At 71.6% G+C, this 21493-nt stretch carries 21 protein-coding genes; 8 read left to right on the top strand and 13 right to left on the bottom strand.

The window, feature by feature from the left end; all coding sequences use genetic code 11:
• Positions 1-13: 13 nt before the first annotated feature.
• The 3 genes from ACZ5WK_RS26655 to ACZ5WK_RS26645 all read right to left on the bottom strand — a co-directional run bounded on the left by ACZ5WK_RS26655 (position 14) and on the right by ACZ5WK_RS26645 (position 3933).
• Positions 14-2857, bottom strand: coding sequence for a M48 family metallopeptidase (locus tag ACZ5WK_RS26655; RefSeq protein ID WP_465550804.1), 2844 nt, complete (start codon positions 2855-2857; stop codon positions 14-16).
• A gap of 84 nt (positions 2858-2941) precedes the next feature.
• Positions 2942-3484, bottom strand: a complete 543-nt coding sequence (locus ACZ5WK_RS26650) for a hypothetical protein (RefSeq protein ID WP_465550802.1) — start codon at positions 3482-3484, stop codon at positions 2942-2944.
• Between the two features lie 257 nt (positions 3485-3741).
• Positions 3742-3933, bottom strand: coding sequence for a hypothetical protein (locus ACZ5WK_RS26645; protein WP_465550800.1), 192 nt, complete (start codon positions 3931-3933; stop codon positions 3742-3744).
• An 839-nt stretch (positions 3934-4772) separates the two neighbouring features.
• Here ACZ5WK_RS26645 and ACZ5WK_RS26640 point away from each other — a divergent pair.
• On the top strand, positions 4773-5873 hold the full coding sequence (locus tag ACZ5WK_RS26640) for a hypothetical protein (protein WP_465550798.1): 1101 nt from the start codon (positions 4773-4775) through the stop codon (positions 5871-5873).
• 490 nt (positions 5874-6363) lie between these two features.
• Here ACZ5WK_RS26640 and ACZ5WK_RS26635 read toward each other — a convergent pair whose 3' ends face one another.
• Positions 6364-6957: a hypothetical protein gene (locus ACZ5WK_RS26635; RefSeq protein ID WP_465550796.1), complete on the bottom strand. Its 594-nt coding sequence runs from the start codon at positions 6955-6957 to the stop codon at positions 6364-6366.
• Between the two features lie 619 nt (positions 6958-7576).
• Between ACZ5WK_RS26635 and ACZ5WK_RS26630 the strand changes: the two genes are divergently transcribed.
• Complete coding sequence (locus ACZ5WK_RS26630; protein WP_465550794.1) at positions 7577-8290, top strand: phospholipid carrier-dependent glycosyltransferase; 714 nt, start codon at positions 7577-7579, stop codon at positions 8288-8290.
• Positions 8287-8658 carry an undecaprenyl-diphosphate phosphatase gene (locus ACZ5WK_RS26625; protein WP_465550792.1) on the top strand — a complete coding sequence of 124 codons (372 nt, stop codon included), beginning with the start codon at positions 8287-8289 and terminating at the stop codon, positions 8656-8658. Before ACZ5WK_RS26630 ends, ACZ5WK_RS26625 begins: the two co-directional genes overlap by 4 nt.
• Before the next feature lie 145 nt (positions 8659-8803).
• Here ACZ5WK_RS26625 and thpR read toward each other — a convergent pair whose 3' ends face one another.
• Positions 8804-9421: an RNA 2',3'-cyclic phosphodiesterase gene (gene thpR, locus ACZ5WK_RS26620; RefSeq protein WP_465550790.1), complete on the bottom strand. Its 618-nt coding sequence runs from the start codon at positions 9419-9421 to the stop codon at positions 8804-8806.
• Positions 9422-10108: 687 nt separating this feature from the next.
• Between thpR and ACZ5WK_RS26615 the strand changes: the two genes are divergently transcribed.
• The 3 genes from ACZ5WK_RS26615 (at position 10109) to ACZ5WK_RS26605 (ending at position 12618) form a co-directional block, all read left to right on the top strand.
• Positions 10109-10489, top strand: coding sequence for a hypothetical protein (locus ACZ5WK_RS26615; RefSeq protein WP_465550920.1), 381 nt, complete (start codon positions 10109-10111; stop codon positions 10487-10489).
• A 285-nt stretch (positions 10490-10774) separates the two neighbouring features.
• Positions 10775-11317 (top strand): hypothetical protein, encoded by a 543-nt coding sequence (locus tag ACZ5WK_RS26610; protein ID WP_465550788.1) that lies wholly within the window; start codon positions 10775-10777, stop codon positions 11315-11317.
• Between the two features lie 881 nt (positions 11318-12198).
• Positions 12199-12618, top strand: coding sequence for a hypothetical protein (locus ACZ5WK_RS26605; RefSeq protein ID WP_465550786.1), 420 nt, complete (start codon positions 12199-12201; stop codon positions 12616-12618).
• 532 nt (positions 12619-13150) lie between these two features.
• Here the strand turns inward: ACZ5WK_RS26605 and ACZ5WK_RS26600 are convergent.
• Positions 13151-14122 carry an ArsR/SmtB family transcription factor gene (locus ACZ5WK_RS26600; RefSeq protein ID WP_465550784.1) on the bottom strand — a complete coding sequence of 324 codons (972 nt, stop codon included), beginning with the start codon at positions 14120-14122 and terminating at the stop codon, positions 13151-13153.
• Positions 14123-14178: 56 nt separating this feature from the next.
• Here ACZ5WK_RS26600 and ACZ5WK_RS26595 point away from each other — a divergent pair, with 56 nt between their 5' ends.
• Both ACZ5WK_RS26595 and ACZ5WK_RS26590 read left to right on the top strand, forming a co-directional pair.
• Entirely contained in the window at positions 14179-14949 is a 771-nt protein-coding gene (locus tag ACZ5WK_RS26595) for an SDR family NAD(P)-dependent oxidoreductase (protein ID WP_465550782.1), read from the top strand.
• 130 nt (positions 14950-15079) lie between these two features.
• The gene (locus ACZ5WK_RS26590) at positions 15080-15433 is read left to right on the top strand and encodes a DUF4259 domain-containing protein (RefSeq protein ID WP_465550780.1); all 354 of its coding nucleotides are present in this window, start codon (positions 15080-15082) and stop codon (positions 15431-15433) included.
• Here the strand turns inward: ACZ5WK_RS26590 and ACZ5WK_RS26585 are convergent.
• The 7 genes from ACZ5WK_RS26585 to ACZ5WK_RS26555 all read right to left on the bottom strand — a co-directional run bounded on the left by ACZ5WK_RS26585 (position 15393) and on the right by ACZ5WK_RS26555 (position 21412).
• Positions 15393-15731: a cyclic-phosphate processing receiver domain-containing protein gene (locus ACZ5WK_RS26585; RefSeq protein WP_465550778.1), complete on the bottom strand. Its 339-nt coding sequence runs from the start codon at positions 15729-15731 to the stop codon at positions 15393-15395. The two genes, ACZ5WK_RS26590 and ACZ5WK_RS26585, sit on opposite strands and share 41 nt — an antisense overlap.
• Before the next feature lie 320 nt (positions 15732-16051).
• Positions 16052-17113, bottom strand: a complete 1062-nt coding sequence (locus ACZ5WK_RS26580) for a CU044_5270 family protein (protein WP_465550776.1) — start codon at positions 17111-17113, stop codon at positions 16052-16054.
• Positions 17110-17739, bottom strand: coding sequence for an RNA polymerase sigma factor (locus tag ACZ5WK_RS26575; RefSeq protein WP_465550774.1), 630 nt, complete (start codon positions 17737-17739; stop codon positions 17110-17112). The genes ACZ5WK_RS26580 and ACZ5WK_RS26575 overlap by 4 nt, the downstream gene beginning before the upstream one ends.
• A gap of 108 nt (positions 17740-17847) precedes the next feature.
• The gene (locus ACZ5WK_RS26570) at positions 17848-18876 is read right to left on the bottom strand and encodes a homoserine dehydrogenase (RefSeq protein WP_465550772.1); all 1029 of its coding nucleotides are present in this window, start codon (positions 18874-18876) and stop codon (positions 17848-17850) included.
• 89 nt (positions 18877-18965) lie between these two features.
• The gene (locus tag ACZ5WK_RS26565) at positions 18966-19280 is read right to left on the bottom strand and encodes a hypothetical protein (protein WP_465550770.1); all 315 of its coding nucleotides are present in this window, start codon (positions 19278-19280) and stop codon (positions 18966-18968) included.
• A 187-nt stretch (positions 19281-19467) separates the two neighbouring features.
• A complete protein-coding gene (locus tag ACZ5WK_RS26560) occupies positions 19468-20331 on the bottom strand; it encodes an LLM class flavin-dependent oxidoreductase (protein ID WP_465550768.1) in 864 nt (287 codons plus the stop codon).
• A 232-nt stretch (positions 20332-20563) separates the two neighbouring features.
• Entirely contained in the window at positions 20564-21412 is an 849-nt protein-coding gene (locus ACZ5WK_RS26555) for a patatin-like phospholipase family protein (RefSeq protein WP_465550766.1), read from the bottom strand.
• Between the last annotated feature and the right edge of the window lie 81 nt (positions 21413-21493).

Below are 21493 nucleotides of genomic sequence, written 5' to 3'. Positions count from 1 at the left end.
GTAAGCAAAAGCACTACCGGTTGGAGCGGTCACAGGTCGCCGCAGTGCCCTTCGCGGGCGGGCGGGAGGTGCCCCGGAAGCCGCCTGCGCGGAGGATTCTGTCGATCCCGGCGTTGACTGATTCTGCGCAGCGCCGAGCCGCTGACAGGTCGCGTAGGGCGTTCCTCAGGCCGTCTTGGTCACGTGCGGTCAGCGCTTGCGTGCAGCGGCGATTCGCCTTGTCCGCCTTGGTGACCAGTTCGTGCCAGTCGGCTCGTAGGAGCGGATCGGCGGGTATGCGGAACCAGACCGTCTCGAACAAGGCGGCGTCCCCCCAACGGGTGCAGACCGGCCCGAGGCGTCGGTCCAACGCGTCCCAGTTGTCGTTGGCTGCCTGGGCCGCTCGGATGGCGGTGATCACCTGGTTGTCGTACGACACCGCCAGGTCGATGAGGTCGTCGCCGGTGAGGCGGTACCAGGCTCGGATCTGCCTCACGCGGGTGAGCTCCGACAGCGGTGGGTCCGGGAGCCCCCAGGCCTGTACGAGGGAGCGCTGGGAAGTGATCTCGTTGACGGTGAAGCCCAGTCGGTACCTCCACAAGGCACCGTCCGTCGCGGTGGCTGCAACTGCCACAGTGCACAGCAGGCCCACCGCGAGGCGGTGCGCGCGGGGTCCACGGACAGAGGCGTCGGGGCGGCTGGCGGTCCGTGCGTCCCGCGGTCGTCGACGGTGAAAGGCCGTGGCGGCGAGAGCGGTGATGACGGAGGTGAGCGCGGAGAGGACGAGAGCGTTGTTCAGCACGAACGTGAACGGGAACAACGGTCGCCACCAGGCCGGCCGCCAGGCACAGGTGTCCGAGAGGACGTTGAGGGGAGTGATGCAGCCGTCCACGGACACGAGGAGTGTGATCGCGGTGAGTCCCAGCAGGGTTGCCGTCTGGGCAGCGATGAGACTGCTCACCAGCCGGTAGCGCCGGTCCGCGGTGCTCGCGACGGCGGCGGCCACGGCTGCGGGCAGGCACAGCGCCAGTAGCAGGAGGCCCGTGTACCGCAGGGCGTAGAGTCCGCCCCGTGCGTCCGGTACCGGCTGTCCGGTGTGGATACAGGCCTGGACGCCCACGACGGCCAGGCATGCCAGTGCCCCGCCCAGGAGCCCGGGCAGCATGACCTTGCGCAGTGGTGCCACGGGGTCTTCCGGCAGGGCCGCCCGGGCCGGCACCCAGCGGGGGGTTCCGGCCACCGGGCCGGATGCCCATGCGAGCAGGGGCACGACCCACAGAACGGTGACGGTCAGTGCGCCCATGGGTGTGTCGGCGACGTTCGCCAGCTGTGGTTGCACTGCGGCGATGCCGGGAATCCTACTCAGGTCCCCGGTCGGGGCCGCGGAGGGGAGCCACTGCAGGATGGATCGGGCGATGCTCTGGGCATCCGGAATGGCCCCGTTCAGGTTCGTGGTCCCGGCGAGCATCCACCAGGTGAGCCACGACGTCATGGCAACGGTGCCGGCGATCAGGCAGAGCGTGAGGGCGGGGCGCAGGGTCCGGCCTCGTGAGGTGCGGGTCGACAGGTGCGCGCACTGTGTGACCCACCATCCGAAGGCTGCTCCCGCCGCCACCGGTACCAGGAGGACCGGCGGTCGCTGGGGCAGCCAGGCCCAGCCCGAACCCCAGCCGCTGAGGACCAGGCCGGCCGACATTCCAGCGCCCAGCCACCCTCCGGCCCACGCCCCGGAGGGCACTCGGGTTCTGGTCAGTACGGCGTATACCACCGCCCGCCACAGGGCGACGACGATCACGCCGGTCACCAGGGCACCGGGGACGATGACCAGTACCGTCATCAGGTTGTTGGTGAAGTTCGCGCGATACGGCGCGATCTGCCAGAGCACCTGCTGCACGGCCAGGACGGGTACGGTGCCGATGAGGAAGAGCGGCAGGACCGCGGTGCGGAACAACGGTGCGGGATCAGCCAGTGCCCCCTGGCGCAGACCCCAGCGCGGATGTGTGCGCCACAGTTCGAGGAACGCGTCGAGAGCGCGGCGCACCGCTCTCCCAGGCGGCGTGGCGGTGTTGGCCCAGCCGTGCGGGTCCGCACCCCACCGTAGTGCGGTCAGGTCCGCGTAGATTTCCCGGCTACGCAGTGCGTCTGAGCGGGCGAGATACAGCAGCATGACCATGACGACGGCCAACGCCCTTGCCCGGTCCAGCCGTGGCAGGCCGCCGTCCGCCACCACGCCGTAGATCACGTAGCCCTCGCAGAGCACGTACGGCAGCAGCACCAGCGCGAGGAAGACCCGCCACAGGGCGACCGTGAGGTACGTCAGGGTGACGTCGCGGTTGGCGATGTGGGCGAGTTCGTGCAGCAGTACGGCCCGGAACCGTTCCGGGTCGTGCTGCCGGACGGCGAGCAGGCCGCCGTGCAGGCAGACGACCGGGCGGCGAGAGCGGCCGAAGACCACCGCACTGACCGAGGTTGCCGCGGGATCGATCACAACCCGGGGCATCGGCGCCACGCCCGTCGCCGTGCACAGCTCCGTTATCAGGGCGAGGAGTTCACCACCCGGATCGACCGCCGCCAGGGGGACGACACGGCTCGACCGGGCCTTCCACAGCGGCAGTACGGCGAAGAGCAGCCCGGCTGTGACCACCAGCAGAAGGGGCCAGCCGGCCACCTGCCACCACGGCGGCGCGGGTGCCCACAGGGACAGGCAGAAGTGGGCGGCGGTGACCTGGCCGGAGATGCTGAGCGAGGCGTTCCAGTAGCTGCCGTCAGCGGGGTCCACGCCCGCGGCGAGGCTGCATCCGGTCTCGTCCCCGTCGGCCAGGACCCTGACCACGTCCAGGATCATGGCCCCGCCGGCGGTCAGCATCAGAAGCAACAAGGTGACGAACCGGGGGCCCGTTCCCGCGCCGAGGACCCTTTCGTCGATCCAACGTCGCTCAGCCGGTCCTCCGGTGGCATTCACCTAGTCCCGCCCGGTGACCGGGCCCGAACCGGCGGGACCGGCGGGAGGTTCCGGTGCCGGCGGAGTGGGCCCGTCCAGTGCGTTGGACAGAGCCAGCCGAGCCACAATCGCGTCGGCGATCTCCTCGGCGCGTTCGGGCGTGAGACCGCGCTGCCGACTTGCCGTCAGGGCGAGTTCCCTGACCTCGGCCAGTTGTTCCCGTGTCAGCGGCTGGATCTCGGCTGCGGGCGCCGGCCGCCGGAAGAGCCGCCGCATCATGCCCGTCATGCCCTGTGAGGCGCGCTCCACCGTCGTGGTCACCATCCGCTGCGCCACTTCGTCGAGTACCAGCCACACGACGGGCGTCACCAGCGCCGCGAACTCTCCGATTCCGAACCCCAGCGGCTCGCGGCGTCCGCCGCTGCGGCTCAGCCGCCGCACCACCGTGGCGTCGTCGAAGCGGCGGAGCCCCTCCACAAGGGGCAGTTCCTCCGGTGCAAGAGCCGCCACGACCGAACGCACCAGGTCACGCACCAGCGCGTTCGACCGGCCGTCGCAGGGCATGTCAGTGCCTGATCCCACTCGTCCCCCAGGTGTTCGACGCCCCTCCGACCCGCACTGGACCGGTTGAGGACTGTCCACTTTGACATGGGCAGTGACGGCCTGGCAGGGCTTTCTCCAGGTCGGCCCGTCTGTTCACCAGGAGAGCCGTCGCGATCGGACCGCCTTCCCGGTCAGCTCCCGCCGCACCGAGTGTCGACCGGGCTCTGCTCGACGGGGATCGGTGAGCCGGCGCCGCTCCGTATACGGCCATCCCCGCCTCACCGGGCGTCGCCGTGAAGGCCGGACGCGTCCTGGCCGCGCTCCCCCACCTGGAAGACCGGCTGCGCCTGCCCCGGCGCCCCGATCGCTTCCCCGTCCACGTCACCATCGTCGAAGCGCTCCGGTGGGCCTGCGCGCGGATACAGCGCGATGTCGTCGACTTCGCCGACCCTGCCCCGCGCGAGGAACACACCGCGCTACTCGTGGTGGTCGCGGAGTTGGAGCAGTTCATCGGCGGGATGCCCGGCCCCGATCCGGGACGGCCCTGGATCGACCTGACCGACCACCTCCCCCACCGGGAGGCGATCCGCCCGGTCCTCGCGGACATCCGGAGCCGCCGCTACCGCGACCTGATCAACGCGCCGAGCGGAGGCGAGGAGTCCGAGGAGAGCTGCGGTGATGGCGAGCAGTTGTTCGGTGCGCGGGGCCCGGCCGGGGCCGCAGCGCCACGACGTCGCCGTGCGGGACGCGCGCGCACCGACGTAGTGGCGGCTCCCGCGAGGACGTCAACGCCGCGGACGGTGAGCGCGGCGAGCAGCAGGCCGAGGCCGGGCCCGGCGGCGCAGGCGCCAACCGGCGACGCGACATCCGTGGCGCGGGCACTGCCGGCGCGTGGCAGCAGGCCGCCATGGCAACGGGCGAAGCCCCCACAACGGTGGCCGAGGCAGTGCATGAACTCCAGGGGCTCGCGCACTGGTGGGTCGGCGCGCGGACCCGGACCTTCTGATCCAGGCCGCACTCTCCGCGCCTCGGGAATGCAACCACAACGGCGCGGCGGGACGGTCGGCCGATGAGGACTTCGGAGGTCTGGTCGCTGATGGGTCCAGGCGCGGATCTCCAGGTCGACGATCGCGGCCTCCGGGGGGCGCCTCCGGTCTCCACGAGCCAGGTCCACACCACGTGGACGACGTCGCCACGCGGGGCCGCCACCCGCCGCGACCATTCGGCGGCGGAGAAACCGCCGGTGGCACCGGAGCCGCCCGATCCGCGCGGGGAACGCGCTGTCGGCCCGCCGCGAGAGGATGCCGGCATGACGATCAAACCCCGGCTGGTGGCCAAGTACCCGACCCCGGACCGGGACGGCGCCCGGACCTTCCTCGACCCCACCGGCCCCGTTCCCCGTCTGGAGGTCCGCGGCGCCGAGTCGCTGCGCATCTACGAACTGAAGGAACAGACGGAGCTGGCAGCCGAGTTCCCGGCCCCGTCGCCCAACCGGTGGTCGAGGGAGTGGGCGGCTCCCGACCTGTCGTTCGCCGTCTTCGGCACCGCGACGGAGTACGTCGCGGTCGCCCGGGACGGCACGACGTTGTGGAAACAGCCGTACGGCACGTGGGAGGTGGGCCGTTGGGGTTACCTCGACTTCTCGACGACCGGAGCCGCATGCCGCCGCGCCGCCGGCGACTCCTCGGCGGGCAGCGCCGATCAGGACCTCCGGATCTGGTTGCGGCTCCCCTCCGGACTGCCCGACAGCGCCCTGATCCTCACCCTGGACGCCGAGGGGACTGTGCTGGCACGGAGCGTGCTCCCGTGCGGCGGCTACGGGCGGTTCGTCAGCCTGCTCTGGGACGACAACGACGAGATCTCCGGCGTGACCGTGTCCGGAGGGCGGGCGGCGGCAACGCACTACGAGGCGCGGTGGCAGTCCGGTGCCATCGTCCTGGGCAGGCGGTTGCCGCAGGACCGGGGCACCCCCCTCTGGAGCGAGCGCGAGTACCTGGGCATGGACTCAAGGAACGCCCGCTGCATGACCGTCGACCGGAGGGGACGGGACGTCAGCTGGCACAGCCTCCCCACGTACCAGGTCACCGCCTCGCTAGGCCTGAGCGACTTCCCGGCCCCCGGCACCGGCGACTGCTCGGTGCACAACGACCCGTACATCTCCTCCTCGAGCGGATTCGTGGACGACGACACGGCGATGGTGACGCTCCACAACCCGTACGACGAGGCCGCGGTGTACATGTTCGGCAGGGACGGCTGGAGGGAGCACAGTCACTGGCTCGCCGACCCCGCCACCGGCGCGCTGCACGGCCGGATCGAGTACCCGATGGCCGAGGTCGACACTGTGATGCCGGTCGGCGACGGTACCTGGATCACCGAGGAATGGGACGCCTTCTACCGCTGGCGGCGCTGAGCTCGCCCGCACCGGCCGCGCGGCGACGCACACGGACCTCGGCCCGAATCCGGGGCAGCGGGCACTGGTAGCCGTACGAGCCGAGCGGCACGCCTGCCTGGCGGCGGGGTCCTGGAGCGGTGACCTGGAAACGGTGACCTGGAATCCGTCCGGCAGGGGTTGAGCGAGGAGCGGCCGGCCGGGTCGGGCCGGCTGGAGCAGGCCGAACGCGTCGCCGCCCTGGCCGCCTACGCACACCCCTGCCAGGCCGCACTGCCGGCCCGGTACCGGTCGAGGCCCGGACCCGGCTCCCACACCAGGACGGCGGGGCGGCGTCTGAGGCCGGCGCCGCGGCGCAACCCTCCCCCGCCGGGACGTTACCCGGCAGGGCCCGGCGGGCTGCTCGTCAGGGTGCCGCCGGGTCAGTCCTGGCAGCGCGGGCCGGCCCGGCGGGCACGGCGGGCACGGCGGGCACGGCGGGCACGGTCACCAGAACCCCGGATACTGGCGGTCAGGAGGAGGGTCGGAGCCCGAAGTGTTCCACGGCCCGCTCGGCAACCTCGGCGGGTCCGAGATGGGTGTTGTCGATCAAAAGGTGCGCACCCGGGCGATGGGCGAAGTCGTCGACCGAGTTGAGGCGATACTTCGCGTCCATGCCGACCAGGTTTGCATTGGACCATGCGAGGTCCCGCTTGGAGGCCTTCTCCGCCAGACGGGACTCACCCGCGTTGCGTTCCAGCCGGACGCTCTGGTCGGCAGACAACTCCAGGAACAGCACACGCGAACCGCGATCACGGAACGGGGCGCAATAGCGCTCCACCAGTGCGGCGTCCTCCGGATCGTCGAAGTCCCAGACAAGGGTGAACACCAGCCCGGGCAGGTCGCTCGCGGCGGCCTCGGCGAAGATCTGCTCACGGAAGGCATGGTTGAGGCGCTGGAACTGAGACGACTCGTAGGGGAACAGTCGCAGCAGCGGCTCGATGGTCAGGTGGTTGTGGAAGAGCTTGAACCCCGTGCGCTCTGCTATGGCGCCGCCCACCGTCATCTTGCCGACCGCCGCCGGGCCGATGACGAAGAGCAGGGTAGGGGGCGTTGTGTCGAACATCGCGACAGCATAGGACGCGGAATGATCTTCGTCGACCGCACGCCGCGGACACCGGCCGGCCGGCGCCAGGAACGAGCAACGGCGGCCTGCGGCCGCATGATCCCGGCCGGGACTGACGGCCCACCAGGAGTAACCCCGGGGGTGTCGCCTGCAGCGCCACCGAGGGTGGGTATGGGCGGCCGGGCGAGCCGGGGCAGGTAGTCGGAAAATCTTCTTCGCCGCCCCCTGCAACCTCGCCGCCCGCCACACGTCTTCCACAGTGAGCGGCGGGGCCGACAGCCAGCCTCCCTGTTCGCGTCGCAGCAGAGCCGCCCTGACGACGGCACCCGGACAGCCGGGGCCGCCGGGGCGCGCACTGCTTTCCCACAGCCATAGCCAGATGTTCCTGCGGCATGCCCGCAGCCGTGTTCCGGGGGGAACCAATGCCCGCTCTCGCCAGACCCCTCCCCATCGACTCACTTCACCTGCATATGTAGATCAGCAATATACATAGTCGCACGACATGAGGCGCGCCCCGGCACGGGCCGCGCCGCGGTTCGGCACGCCCTCCGACGCCCCGCGTGCCCGGGTGCCCCGGTGCCCGGCGGAGCCGAACCATCAGGGGAGGAAACAGAGTTCGATGCAGCAGCACAGCGCACCCAGCACGTCCGAGCGGCCGAGCGGAGCGCCGGCCGCCACCACACCATCACCGACCACCCGCACCGGCCGCCCCACCGGCCGCCCCACCGGCTGGGCGGCACGGCGCTTCGGGGAGCTGCGCCTGCGCCGCTGGTTCTGGCCCGCCGCCCTGACCGCCGGGTACGCCGCCGAGATGCTCTTACGGCTCGGCCTCGCCCGACACCTGAGCTACCCGTCCGTCCACCCCGACGAGGACTCATACCTCGTCCTGGCCCGCGTCCTCGCCGGCCGGCCGCCGACGGAGATCCCGGTCGGCGTGGTCATCCCCGGCGGCTACCCGCTGCTGATCTCGCCCGCACTGCGGCTCGCCGACGACCCGGTGACCGCGTACCACCTGATCATGGGGATCAACGCCGTGGTCAGCGCACTGGTCTTCCCACTCGCGTACGTCGCCCTGCGCCGCCTCGGCCTGCGCCGGCAGCTCGCGCACGTCTTCGGCGCCGTCACCGCGCTGCCGCCGCCGGTGGTCTTCTACTCCCAGTTCGCGATGAGCGATGCCGTACTGCCCGCGCTGATCCTCGCCCGGCTGCTCTGCCTGCACGGCTGGCTCGACGACGGCCCGGTGCGCCGTCGCGCCTGGCACGCCGCCGGGGCGGGCGCGGCCGCGGCTACCTCTCGGCCGAGGGACAGTCGGACCGTCGAATCGTCCAGTTGAGCTTCTGGCAGGCGGTCTGCAGCGGGGCGGCACAGATCACCGCCTTCCTGCCCGGGATCAGCCGCACGGGGATCATCATCGGCGCCGGTGTCCTCAACGGCCTGTCCCACGAGGACTCGGCCCGCTTCGCGTTCCTCCTCACCGCGCCCGTGATCGGGTCCGCCGCCCTGTTCGAACTGCCCTCGCTGATCGACGCGGACGGCGCCGACCTCGGTGCACAGGTCCCGGTCGCGAGCGTCCTGGCCTTCGTCGGCGGGTACGCGGCCGTGCACTTCCTCAGCAAGTACTTCAAGACGCACACGCTGAAACCGTTTGCCTGGTACTGCTCGCTGGCCGGGCTCGGCGGGCCGGTCTACCTCACGTTCTGAGCTCCGCCTCGAACGGAGGAGCAGCCGGCTGCGAGATTCGGGCCACACGGCCCGACCCGGCCCCGGCGCAGCACCACCCCACCCGGGGTTCCGTCACCAACGGACCGACACAACCACCCACCCACCGCAGGCACTCGCCTGCCGGCTACGGCCCAGTGGGAGCGCCGTCGCCCCCGGCCCGGACGGCGGGACCGAATCGCCACGCCTCGATGTCGCGGTAGCGGATCGGCCCGGGGCCACGGCCGATGTTGCTGCCGACAAGGTGGAGACGCTCGGCCTGCCACGGCCGGCCCACGAACCCGGTGAGCCCGGCCGCGGCCTGCGGCACGCTGGTGGGATCGTCGCGGCGGGACCGTGCCAGGGTCAGATGGGGGCGCAGCGGGCGGTCGCTGAACTCGATCCCGCAGGACCTGACCAGGTCCCGGACGTCGGCGGCGAGCAGGTGCAGTCCCTCCAGGTCCCCGTCGATCCCGCTCCACAGCAGCCGCTGGTCGAAGTGGCCGCCGCCCCGCAGGCCCAGGCGCAGGGCGGGGCGCGACGCCGTCGGACCGGCCAGCGCCGACCGCAGCAGCGGCACTGCCGTGGACGGCAGTTCGCCGAGGAAGGCCAGGGTGATGTGCCAGTCCTCGATCCGGTTCCACCGCAGCCGCGGGTACATGGCGTAGGCGGGCTGCAGGGCCCGGGCCAGTTCGTCCTTGGCGTCGTCGGGCGGAGCCAGCGCCACGAAGACGCGCAGGGTCGAGGGCTCGGGGTGATCGTCCACGAGGGGGGAGGTTAGCCGAGGGCAGGCCGCGCGCGCTCGCCGGGGCCGCCGCCCTGATCAGCGGCCGCTACCCCGCTGCGGCCGCCGCGCCGCCCCGGGGCACAGCGCCGACGCCCAGGCCCAGGAGCAAGCCGGACCCCGGCGCCGGGAAGCGCCCGGCCGGGCACCCGGACGCCGGCCCGCACCGCGCAGGCCGCCCGCCGAGTAGCCCCTGTCCCCCGCCGCGCGGCACGACGAGCTCCCGCAGCCCTCGGGCCCCTCCGCTCCGCTCCGCTTCAGCGCCTGGCGGCTCCCTGGGCGTCCCGCAGACTCACCAACCGGGCATGGAGGCCGAGGTCGACTCCGGCGACGTGACGATGCGGCTCGCCGGGCGAGTCGGTGTCCTGCTGTTCTCCTTCCGGCTGTCCTACGCGGGCAAGGCCGTCCACCGACCCGTTGACCGCATTACCGGCGTGTTCTGTTGCGCCGTGCCCACCGTTCCCGGGTCGGCCGGTGCAGCCGGTCGCGGCGCACAGCCGGGCCGTGCCGATGTCGTCGGCGAACAGCAGCCGGTCCTCGTCCTGCGGGTTGCGTCAGCCGGGCCGCGCGGCGGCCAGCTGCACAGGGCACAGGAAGAAGCCTGCTTGGCGAGCAACGGTGCTCGGGCACTTGACCGTTGGGTGCGGGCGATGAAACCGTCCACAGGTGATCAATACTGCGGGGGGACCGCTTTCGGCTCGACCGGACGACCGCGCCGCGTCCGTTCTGCGCTTCGCGGTGGAACTCGTCGCCTGGGTGGCGACACCCTGGGTGCTGGCCGGCCACTCCTGGTGGCTCGCCGCTCTGTCCGTGGTGCTCCTGGTCGGCCTTCCCGCGTGCTTCTCCACTCCAGGTGACAAAGCGCAGGTGATCATCGCAGTACCGGGCTTCGTCACGATCCTCCTGGTGCTGCTCCAGCTCGCCGCGGCCGTGGTTTCCTCATGGCTGGCCTGGCCCGTGTGGGCGGCCGGCCCCGTGACCCTGCTGGCCGCCGCGACCCTGGTCACGGAGCGCCGACGCTGGCGGTGGCTGGTCTCCGGCGAACTGTGACGTGACGCGGTAGTCGGAACCGGCCGGTTGCGGTGACCTGACCTTCTTCCCCGGGTATGACGAGCTACCGAACTTGAAAGCGTGATGTCGGTCAGCCTTCCGGGGTACGGCTGGTGTCGGCGAAGCAGCCGTTCGCCCGGCTCGTAGCAGCCATCCCTGCCATCGAAGCTCGCCCGGAGCCGCGGCCGCCCTTCCAGCGGAGGACTCGATGCCCCTCGCGAGGGTGACCGTCGGACACTACTTCAGGCCGATCCCCTGCGCCCGCCGGACCAGGAAGATCGGCCCATGCGATTCAAGACGCTTCATCCGTCCCCGACGGTCGGTGACACCGCGCAGCCGGTCCCCAGGTGGGCCATCCGCTCCGCCCAGGTCATACCCCTGGCCGTTTTGCCATCGTGCCTCTGGCGCCTGCCGTTCGCGTTCGACTTCGAGATGGGCCAGGTCTACGCCGTCCACAAGACGTGGCACTGGTGGGTGATCCTCTACGTCTTCGGGCTCAGCCTTCTCTCCGAGGGGCTCGCCTACCTCTCCTTCGGCCTGGTGGCCGGATGGGGCGAAGTCGCTCCTTCCTGGATCCCGATCATCGGCGGCCGACGTATTCCACCGCTCGCAGCGATCGTTCCGGCCGCCTTGGGCGGTCTGGCACTCATCGCGCTGTGGGACCCACTGCCGCTCGCCTTTCTCCACATCGGCGGGGTCCCCCTCGTCGAGTACTCCAACGGCTGGTGGAAGGCCCTCGCGGCAGCGGCCACTCTCCCGCTGATTCTCTGGGGCCCTCTTCTCCTGGCTCTGACGTACGCGTACTACAAGCGCCGTCGTGGAGAGTGACATGCGGTCAACTTGATTGGGTGGAGTCGGTACCGTTCGCCTGACAACCGGCAGATGCTGTCGGTGGCCCTGGACTGTGAGGTATGCGCAGGGCGGCGGTTCGACCGACGCCGAGAGGGCCGCGCGGGCGCGGATCCGGCTTCAGGACCTGCAGAGCGACATCACGAATTCAACTTCAGCAGTCGGAACCGATTTGCCGGAATTCATGGCACCAAGCCGTCGCTTGTCATCCTTGCTGGCATCGCGCAACCCTGCGAAGGCTCCTCCAGCCAGGCGACCCCCGCCGAGAAGATCGACGCCGAGGCGCTACTTGATCAAGTGGAAATCAGGGTGTTGCAGCCATACCTCCAGGAATTCCACGTCCGACATGCCGAAGCCTCCGCCCACCGCCCCAGGTGCCACAGGAAACCTCCGCGAGCATTCCCGGGAGGGTCGGCGCCAGTGCTCTCGCCCGGGCGGGGCCGCGCATGTCCGGGTGGTGGAGGTACCAGCCCCGGTCGTCGACACCATGGCCCCAGCGCACCAGGTGCAGGCGCCGGCGCTCCAGGCCTTCTCTGCCTGCCTGTGCCCGCCGCTCCTACGCGAGCACCCCGCAGGCACCCGTCCGGCCGCCACAAGGGTCGACGTCGGCAGCCGCTGCAGCTCGGCCGGGTCCAGGGCCTCCAGCTCCCACGACACCGGGCGCTCGGGGGTCGAAGCCGTGGCTTCGTTCACGAGATCTCGTGAACGAAGCCGGCCTGCACGATCGGGCAGTGCACTGCCCGGGCTCGCGCCGTTGTCACGGCGGGATCTTGACCGGGCGTCCGCAAGGACGACAGGGTGGTTCGCGCCCGGATCACCATCTCCGGCGCACAGCCCTGCCAAAAGCAAGAGAGAGAACCATGAACAAGATCCGAAGTGCGGTCACGGTCGCATCGGCACTGGCCGCCGTACTGGCCGCCGCCCCCGCCGCTGGGGCATCGGACAAGCCGGTCGTCGTCGGGAAGACCTGCTCCAACCGTGGCGGGCTCTTCTACTGCGGGTTCGCCTACGGCTCCGGCGAGACCATCATGAAGACGTCGAAGGGCGAGGTCCGCTTTGTGATCGGCCTGGACCACGCGGTGTGGATCAACGACGACAACGGAGCATGGGGCTCCCTCGGCGGCGGCCCCTTCGTCCGGCAGGTGAAGGTTCTCAACCACCAGGGCGACTTCAACTTCACCATCAGTTCCCTCGACAGCAACAACGTGACCTGGTCCCGGACCCTCACCCCGTGGGACGGCTGGAGCGAGTGGTACCCGGGCGTCCCCAAGGGCTCGTAGTCCGAGCGAGGACGAACGCGCGGCGATCGTCCTGTTCACCGCCACCGCATGCTGGGCGGACGTGAGGCCAGCGTGCCCTCGCACGGTTCACGATCACGACCCGTCGCACGCGCTTCCTCCTCGAGGAGCACCCACTGATCGCTGCCCAGTGACACCCCGGCCTGAACGAGAGCCTGGACAGGGCGACCATCGGGCCCGGCTCGCACCGGCGGGTGTTCCGGGTGCGCGGTGCACGGTGTGCGACGACGGCCGCACGTGGCAGGCGGCCGTACACACAGACGCGTCGCGGGGTCAGGCTGTCCCCGGTGCGCCGCCCACGTCGCGCGGGGACGCGTCGGCTCTGGGAGTCGGTGTCTACGAGGAGTTCGGCCTCGATCAGGAAGATCAGCTGCTCGCAAAGTCCACGCAGCGAGCGAGGACCTACGCGACGAACAGCGCCGCAGGCAGCAGCAGCCCTGTCAGCCTGCCGAACGAGCACCGACTCCTCCCATTCCATCCCTCGCCCTGACTGCCCCCGCCCCGGGCGCCGTCGCTACCCCGTCAGTTGGTCGCCGAGCGGGCTGCGACGGTACAGGACGTGGCGCCCGTCGCGCGCCCGGGTGACGAGGCCGGTGGCGTGCAGCACGCGCAGGTGCTGGGACACGGCGCTCGGGGTGACCCTGAGTCGGCGGGCGATCTCGACCGTGGGCAGCGGTTCTTCGAGAAGGCGGAGCAGTCCCGCCCGGGGCGCGCCGAGCAGGGAGGCCAGAGCGGCTGCGTCGGCCACGGGGGCCGGGGCCCAGAGCGTCGCCACTCCCCTGCTGGGGTAAGCCACCGTGGGTGGCCGGTCCGGGCTGACCGGGGGCGCGGGCTTGTGGGCGAACACGGACGGCAGGAGCAGCAGTCCTTGGCCGGGCGCCGTGACGTGGTGCCGGCTGATCATCCGGTCGATGTGCAGCACGCCGTCGTGCCAGCGCAGGTTCGGGTGCATGTCGGCGAACAGCAAGCGGGCACCCCCCACGGCCAGCTGCCTCGCGCGGTACGTCATGTCGGCCTCCAGCAGCAGGCGCAGTTGCGGCCACACCGGTCTGACGGCGACTTCCCAGTACTGCCGCAGGACTTCGCAGATCGCATCACGCAGCGCCACGACGGTCGCGTCGTCGCCGGTCGCGTCGCGCAGGGCGTCGGGGAGCGGGTCCGGCTCGTGGGTGACCAGCAGGTCCCGGCGGACCACCTCGGGGGGCGTCCGGCGGACGACGGCCAGCTCGTCCTCGAAGGCCGGGGCGAAGCTCTCCGGCCTCGGCGTCACGAAGTCGGGAAGGGTGCGCCTCGTCGCGACCAGGGACATCAGCAGCCGGGTGTCGAGCGCGCCCAGCCTGCCGAGCACCGACCTGCGCCACGGCAGGTGCAGTGCGGACAGTCCCGGCTCGCGCAGCACCCGGAGGCTGCACACGGTCTCGTGCAGCGGGGAGAGGGCGAACCGCGTGTCGGCCAGATCCTCGACGCCGAGCCGGAAAGTGATCATTAAGCTGCAGGCTACATTGATTGGCGGCGAAATGCGTGTGGGGTGGACTCTCCCCCATGACACATGAAGCCCCCACGCAGCGCGTAGCGATCGTCACCGGAGCGGCCCGCGGCATCGGCGCCGCAGTCGCCAAACGACTCGCGCACGACGGAATGGCGGTCGCGGTGGTCGACCTGCACGAGGCCGACTGCGCCGACACCGTCGACGCCATCACGGACAGCGGCGGAACGGCGGCGGCGTTCGGCTCCGACGTCGACGACGAGACGGCCGTGGCCTCCGCCGTCGCCCGGATCGCCGCCGCGTTGGGACCACCGACCGTGCTGGTCAACAACGCCGGCATCGGCGGCCCCAACCTCGGCGTCGAGGAGACCAGCACCCAGCAGTGGGACGCGGTCGTGGGGGTCAGTCTGCGCGGGGCCTTCTTCCTCACCCGGGCCGTGACCCCGTACATGACCGCCGCCGGCTGGGGACGGATCGTCAACATGTCGAGCATCTCCGCGCTCGGCGACGCCGGCCGCGTCGACTACGCCAGCGCCAAGGCCGGCCTCATCGGCTTCACCAAGTCGCTCGCCTTCCAGCTCGGCGGACACGGCATCACCGCCAATGCCATCGGCCCGGGCTTCATCGTCAGCGACATGACCAAGGTCGCGGCCCAACGGCGAGGCCGCGGCTTCGAGGAGCACCAGCGCATCGTGGCGCAGACCATCCCGGTCGGCCGGGTCGGCCGGCCGGAGGACATCGCGCACACCGCGTCCTACCTGGCCAGCCCCGGCGCGGGATTCGTCACCGGCCAGATCATCTACGTCACCGGCGGATCGGTGTACTGAGCGCCGGCGGGAACTCGGCCCCTGCCCGAACGGGGCGAAAGAGGCGGGGCGCAGCAGGCGGGCACAGGACGCGGGCGCATGAGGCCCGGGCGCAAGACGCGGGGCGCAGCAGGCCTGGGAGGAGATCGTCATGGGAACCTGGGACATCGGCCCTTTCGAGAACGACATGGCCGCAGACTTCGCCTGCGCTCTGGACGAAGCCGCCGAGGAGGAGCGCGAGACCCTGGTCCGGGGCAGTGGGGCTCGTCAGCTCGCGGGTACTGACGCCACTTTTCGAGTGACGATGTGCCAGCCGCATGGTTCCGGGGCGCGGGCTGGTTTCGGGTGCCGTCTTCGTCGGTGCAGGGTCTCGCCGCTCGTGTCGGACGCTGCTTTTCGCGCCCGCGGTTGCTTTCCCGGTCTCACGAGTCGAATGCTGAGGTCTCAGCCCCGTGCCGGATTCTTCAGGCCGTGGCCCGCCGGACTCGGTAGTTCCAGCGTGTGAGTGCCTGGACGACGGTCGCGGCGCCGATGGGGTTGGCGCTGTGAACGAAGACCGTTCCGATTCGGAAGGGCTGTCCGCTGAAGGCGGCCTCTTCCATGAGGGTGACCACGGGCAGGATGTTGTCGTCGCCGCCGAGATCGTGGTCGAGCCAGAGTTCGTCGATGAAGCCGGCGCGGTGCTCTTGCAAGAGCTGAATACCTTCGCGGCTGGTGCGGGCGATCCGAGTGGCTCTGGGGAGCGGTCGGAGGTCGTCAATGCCGAGGATGACGGGCGTCGGCGCGGATGGGTCCTCGTTCACCCGATCATCATCGCAGTAGAGCGGCTGCGGCGGGCATCGTCGTGCTGAGGAGCAGCTGCTCGGCACGCAGGTCGTGGGGCACCTCGAAGGCCGGCTCGGCGCCGTCCGGTCCCTGCTCACTCACGCGTATCCACCTCGCCGCTGATCTGGTGGGGCCTGAGCGGGGCCGGCGAACGGGTTGTCGCGGGCACCTTGTCGTACCACCGCGCCGCGGCGCCGGACCCGACCCGCTGTGGACCGCAGCAGCGGTTCCTGACAAGGTATCGGGTCCATCCGCCCGCCACCGCCGGGGATGAGGCCGGGGGCGGCGGGCGGGGTGGTCAGGCCTGTGCGGTGCCGGGCCGGATGCCCGGGGCGTCGGTGGCGGCGCGCTTGAGGACGGCGGTGTTGGCGGTGACGGTGCCGGGCTTGACCCCGGAGACCTCGGTGACCTGGACGCTGCGCTCGCCCAGGAAGGCGTACGAGGTGCGGTCGAAGATGATCTCGTCGCGGGAGCCGCTGGCGGTGTTGGTGCGGGCGATGGCGATGCCGGTGCGCCCGGCGGCGTCGGTGGCACTGTCGACCAGGACGACGCCGGGGATGCGGGCTGCGGCCTGGTAGAGCGCGGCGGCGAGCGTGCCGGGCACGGCCTGTTCGCGGATCAGGTCGCCGATGGTGACGAAGGCCTCCTGGTCCGGCCCGCTGCCGGCTCCCTTCGTCTCGGCGTAGATCTTCCGCAGCAGTTCCTGCGGGTCGGTGGGCAGGGTGCGCAGGTAGTCGTAGGAGGGGCCGTTGAGGGCGGCGCCGGTGCCCGAGTTGAACGCCGTGCCGCCTTCCGGGGTCTTGCCCTCCTCGGTGAGCCAGCCGCTGCGGCCGTCGGCCGAGTGCCACACCTGCCGCTGGTGGGGCTTGTCGACCCAGGACTTCACCGTGCCGCTGTCGGCGTCGACGGTGCTCGCGAGGTGGGACACGGTGCTCTCGATGTAGACGTACTGGCCCGGGCGCAGGACGAGGTCGGGCGTGGCCTGCGCGGCCTGGGAGATCCGCTCCACCGCGCCGGCCAGGCCGGTGACGGAGCCGACCGTGACCGGGACGACGGGGGCGGCGACGCGCTCGCTCCGCGCGGGGGCTGCTCCCTGCTCGCCGGGCGTGAGGACCGCCACGGTGGCGGCCACGGCGAGGGTCGCCAGCGTGGCGGGCACGGCGATCAGCAGCCGACGACGGCTCCTGGCCGCCGGGCGGACCGGCACTGCGGCTTCGGGTGTGCGGGCGATCTCGTTCATCAGGAACTCCTCGATCTGGCGCTGCCGGCCGAGCGGGGCGGCAGCTGCTTCGGCCGCGGGCAGCAGGTGCCTCAGCTCCGTGTGGTCGAGCGACTGCCGCCGCTTCGGGGTGCTGGTCATCTGTTCCACTCCTTGTGCGACCGGGCCGGAACCATCCGGCCACCCTGTACTTGTCCGGCTGCCCGCAGGGGTTCCGGACGAATTCTCGAAGCCTGCCGGAGTTCCTTGTCGGCCAGGGCACGCAGCCGGGTGCGGGCCCTGGAGAGCCTGGAACGTACGGTGCCGACCGGGATGCCCAGCGCCTCGGCGGCCTCGGGATAGCTGAGGCCGGCCCACACGCACAGGGAGAACACCTCGCGCTCCCCACGGCGGAGTTTCTCCAGCGCGGCCTTGGCAGCCAGGAGTTGATCGTGGTCGGCGAGGCGGCCGACCAGCTCGTCGGCGAAGTCGGGGGCGGGTTCGGGCGCCGGCATGCGGGCGAGGGCGGCCGCATGCCGACGGGCCGCCCGGGCGCGGTTGCGCAGCACGTTGACGGTGATGCCCATCAGCCAGGGCCGAGGCGTGGTCCCCTCGTCGCGGAGCTTGCCCCGCAGACGCCATGCCTCAAGGAAGACCACCGCCATGACGTCCTCGGCGCCGGCACGGTCACCACTCACCCGGACCGCGTGCTGGCGGACCGCCTGCGCGTGCTCCTGGAACAACTGCCGGAAGGCGCCGGGATCCCCGGCTCTGATCCGTTCGTGCATCGAAAAGTCCACGCCTGTGGTTGTCCGGCCGGCACGGAACAGTTCCAGTGAGCTGTGTCACGGTCAGGGCGGCCGACTGCTCGCCCGCCCCGGTCCGCCGAGCAGCCCTCAGCCGAACCCGAAGCGGCCGGCCGTCGTCACGTCGAGGGTGTCCTTGAGCATCGCGAGGGCCGCACCGACCGGGCTCGAACGGCCACCGCTCACGGTGATGTCCCCCGCCTCCGGGCAGCCGTAGACGACAGCCTTCTCCGGACCGGAAAGCGCGTGGAGCGGATCACCCGGCGCGGTCTCCTCCAGCCTGACTCGGACCACCAAGGGCTCGTCGACGCTCGCGCCCGCCACCGCCCGCAGCCTGTTGCCCCGCGCAGCCGCAGCCAGGGCCACCGGCACGGCGTGCCCGTCCACCGGCTCCGTCCACACCCGCACGGCCGACGGCTCCCACCCCCACAACAGGGCCGCGAGCAGCCGCACCTTGGTGGCCGCGTCCTCACCGGAGAGATCGGCCGAGGGGTCGGCCTCGGCGATGCCCCGCCGCTGCGCCTCGCCGACCGCCTCGGCCAGGGACTCCCCCTCCGCCAGCCGGTCGAGGACGAAGGTGGCGGTCCCGTTGGGGCACGCCCGGACGGATTCACACCCGAGACCGCGAACACCCGCCCGCGCCAGGTCGGCCGTCGGCAGCGCGGCCCCGGTGGCCCCGGAGATCCTGATCAGGCTGCGGCCGGCCTGAGCGGCCTCGCCAAGTGCGCGCCAGTGGGTGAGCAGGTGGCCCTTGGCGGCAGTGACCACGTGGACCCCGCGGCCAAGGGCCACAACGGCCTCCGCGGCGGCCTGCCGCCGCACCGCCGGTGAGGAAGGCAGCGCCTGCACCAGCACGCGTGCGCCGCTCCGGTCGAGGCTCTGCTCCAGCGCCACCGGCGGCCCCCAGGCCGGACGCGGCGGCACCGGATCGCCCGGGCGCGGCAGGCAGTGTGCCGAGCCGGTCCGGACGGCGCCGAGCCGCAGCCGGACGCCGTACCGGTGGGCGATTTCATCGCCCCGTGTGCGCAGCAGGTCGGCGTAGGCGCGGCCGACCGGACCGTAGCCCGACAGCACCACCGCGACGTCGTCCGGTGAATTCGGCACCACGGCAGGTGTCACTGCGGAGCGTCTCCTTCTTCGGCTGTGCACACCCTCGACAGGTGAACCGTCGGCCGATCGGCGGTGGAACGACGGGATGACGGTGCGGATCAGCCGACGTCGATGCCGGTGACCGCCGGAGTGCCCATGCCCACCGCATCCTCCTCGTACCCGGCCGCCGCGAAAGCCCGCCGGGCCAGGACCAGCGCCGCTTCACCGGCGGCGGTGCGGTCGGCGGCCTCGACCTCCAGGCGCAGGACGAACGTTCCCTCCGGCTCGTCCAGGGTCAGCACGTCGAGGTCGGGGACCTGCGCACCGACCTCCTCAGGATCCGCACCGTGCACGACGGCCAGTACGGTACGGCGCGCCGACTCCTCCAGCGGTCGCTGGACTGTCCCGGGAACGGTGATCACATAGCTACCCATGTCCTACGTGTCACCCGCGCCCGGCGTCGCAAACCTCGAAGACGCGGTATTCCCACCGAGGGCGCGGTGGCAGGTCCGGCGGTGACAGGTCCAGCACGGTGGATCTGTGGCTGACCGGTGGCCGCCGCCGGGCCGGGCCGCTCGCCGGGCCCTTCGTCGCGCGTCCGGCACGACCTCGAGTGGCTGATCAGAGCACTGGCGGCCCCGCCTCGATGCGGCGCAGCACCGGTGTGAGGCGGTCCAGGCCGGGGCCGGTCTGGACCTGCCGCTCGTCCCACCAGGTGGCGCCGGCGTCGTACAGCGGACCGATCACGTCCTTGGCCTTCGCCGCGTCCGGGGGCGTGGCACCGCCGAGCACGAACTCGAAGGGACGCTCGGACTCGGCCGGGCGGTGTTTGCGTACATAGCCGACCAGGTCCTCCACCTCCGCCACATCGGGCACATGCCCGTGCCGGGCCGTCTCGAAGAGCGGCACCGCGCCGTCCCACCGCGCCGCCCGCCGCATGGGCGGGCGGCGCGGCCAGAACCCGCCGATCCACACCGGCGGACCGGGCCGCTGCACGGTGGCGGGCAGCAGCGTCACGTCCCGGACTTCGTAGTGCCGGCCGTGGTGGTTCACCGGCTCGCCGGACCAGAAGCGCCGCAACAGCTCCAGTCCCTCGTCCAGCCGCTCGGCGAGGAGATGTGGCTCGGCGGTGTCGCCGAAGCTGCGGTACTCGTCGTCGATCGGACCGCCCAGGCCCGCGGCGAAGGTCACCCGGCCGCCGCTGAGGCAGTCCAGGGTGGCCACTTGGCGGGCCAGTTGCTGCGGACGGTAACGAGGGACCGGCGTCAGTAACGTGCCCAAGCGGATCCGGGAGGTCGCCAGCGCGGCTGCGGTCAGCAGCATCCAGGGGTCTCCGAACGGACGCCCCTGGTGCTGCCGGTGCAGTACGTGGTCCCAGACGAAGAGCCCGTCCCAGCCGGCCTGTTCGGCGGCAACCGCCACGGTCGCGACGTTTCGGGGGTCGGCGAAGTCACCGAAGTTCGGGATGTTGATGGAGAAGCGCATCCCAGCAGGATGCACAGCCGGAAACGACGCGGCAACCGGATTCGGCTTCGGGCGGCTTCACGGCAGGCCGGACCGCCGATGCATCAGGATCCCGGGAACGGCCCGGGCATGGCCGAGTACCAGAAGCAGGCGGGCCGGCCCAATGCGCCGCCGTGCTGACGCAGGGGTCGGCCTGCGCGGCGGCTCATCCGCAGGTCTGCCACCGCCCACGCATCACCGACCTGATCGGCGGTCAGTCCGCGTGGGCTTCCGCCCTCCAGGCGGAGCGGAGTTGCGCGTCGATGTCGCCGGCCTGACGAAGACCCGCTTGGTAGGCCGGTTCCCAGGCTGCCGGGTCGCCCATGTCCGCGCCGAAAGCGCGCACCGAGGCCGGATCGGGGCTGATGGTCACCACGGTGTCCGCCCCCACGGCCGCCAGCTGCTGGTTGAGTGGCTCGCGGGGAGACATGTGGGCCATCGGCTCGACCAGGACCAGCGTGCGGGCTCCGGCGGCGAGATCGGCGTTGGTACCCGACCGCAGCGCACCGTCCATGTACCGCCGGCCTTCGATGGCAACGGGCGGCGCGGCCCCGGGAAAGGCACTGCTCGCCGCCACCGCGTGCACCAACGGCACGCCGCTGTCGCGGTCCCACACCACGGGCTCACCGGTGGTTGCGTCCACGGCGGTGATCAGCAGTCGCCGTTCCGGCCACGCCTGTGCACCGATCAGGGCGGCGCGGCCCGCGATCAGCGCCTCATCGGCCTGGGGGTTCGTGCTGTCGAGCGCGAGCCGGCCGACGCGACGCCTCGCCTCACCGGGTTCCAGGCTGCGATCGCCGAGCACGGCGAACACCGCGCCCATCCGCGCGGGGTCCGCCGTGAGCCGGTGAGCGGGCCGGCGGGCCGGAGTCTCGAGCCGCCCCGGGTCCTGGCCGGTGGCGAGCAGCGCTCCGACGATCGCGCCGGCCGACGTGCCGACGATCAGGTCGGCTTCCCCCAGGTCCAGGCCGTCACGGCGCAACCCGTGGGCCAGGCCGGCCATCCAGGCCGCACCGACATGACCCCCGGGGCCCAGGACGAGTGCTCGGTCGAAAGTGTGCATGATGGTCTCCCCTCGCGTTATTGAAACAGTCGTACCATATATTTGCTGACGCCGTTTCGGTTCCGAGTTGCCGAGATGCTT

It is taken from the genome of Kitasatospora sp. NPDC032757, assembly GCF_055579305.1.
The sequence above is the reverse complement of the archived record's forward strand: the minus strand, read 5'-3'. Positions and strand labels throughout refer to the sequence as shown.